1 protein-coding gene is annotated in these 1,017 nt (G+C 42.4%); it reads right to left on the bottom strand.

Annotated features, from left to right (window positions below; all coding sequences use genetic code 11):
- Positions 1–1,011: response regulator (locus H1P_RS33710; protein ID WP_144875876.1), on the bottom strand; the 1,011-nt coding region annotated here is incomplete at its 3' end.
- Positions 1,012–1,017 lie beyond the last annotated feature (6 nt).

The raw sequence follows: 1,017 nt of genomic DNA on the forward strand, positions 1-1,017 counted from the left end.
AGCCAGCAACAAAGCATGACAAGTGATTTCGCTACCATCAGCTAGAGTAATAATACGATAGGAGTTTTCTAATTTGACTCCTACTGCTTCTTGGGGTGTGAGAATTTCTACGCCAAATCTTTTAGCCTGGGTGACACCTCTTCTAGCTAAATCTCCGCCACTAAGTCCTACAGGGAAGCCAAGATAGTTTTCAATGCGCGAACTCGATCCCGCTTGTCCTCCTGGTGCTTGTCTTTCAATCATTACAGTGCTTAAACCTTCTGAAGCACCATATACCGCAGCAGCTAATCCAGCAGGACCTCCGCCGACAATCACTAAATCATAAAAAGGTTGTTCTGCTTGGGTTTGTAAACCGATTTTTTCAGCCAGTTGAATGTTAGTAGGCTGGTGTAGCTGTTCGCCATTTCCTAATAAAACTAGGGGTAACTTGGTTTTTTCCCCGTTATTGGACACATAATTGACTAATTTCTGTGCCTCTGTTTCTCTTTCGATATCTAACCACTGATAAGGGATTTGATTGCGTGCTAAAAAGTCTTTGATATTATGAGAACAGGGTGACCAGCGATCGCCAATTACTCGAATTCCTTCAAAAGCAGGACGATAAACCGACAACCAATCATCTAATAAATCATCTAATACAGGATAAAGCTGTTCTTCTGGAGGATCCCAAGGCTTGAGAAGATAATAATCTAATCTAGCGGAGTTGATTGCCCGAATTGCTGCATCGGTATCGGCATAAGCAGTGAGCAAGACTCGTTTCGCTTCAGGAAACATCTCACTAGCTTGTTCGATAAACTCGACCCCACTCATTTCAGGCATTCTTTGATCGCTGACAAGTAGAGCAACTGTTTCGTTACGCAGTTTTAATTGTTCTAAAGTTTCCACTGCTGATGCACCAGAATTAGCTCGTACAATCCTAAAGCGATCGCCATATTGTTGTCTTAAATCCCGTGCAATGGCGCGTAAAACTTCGGGATCGTCATCTATAGTGAGAATTGCAGGTTTAGACATTTTTTA

Origin of the sequence: Hyella patelloides LEGE 07179 (genome assembly GCF_900659865.1) — a bacterium.
In the GTDB taxonomy this organism is placed as follows: Bacteria; Cyanobacteriota; Cyanobacteriia; order Cyanobacteriales; family Xenococcaceae; genus Hyella; species Hyella patelloides.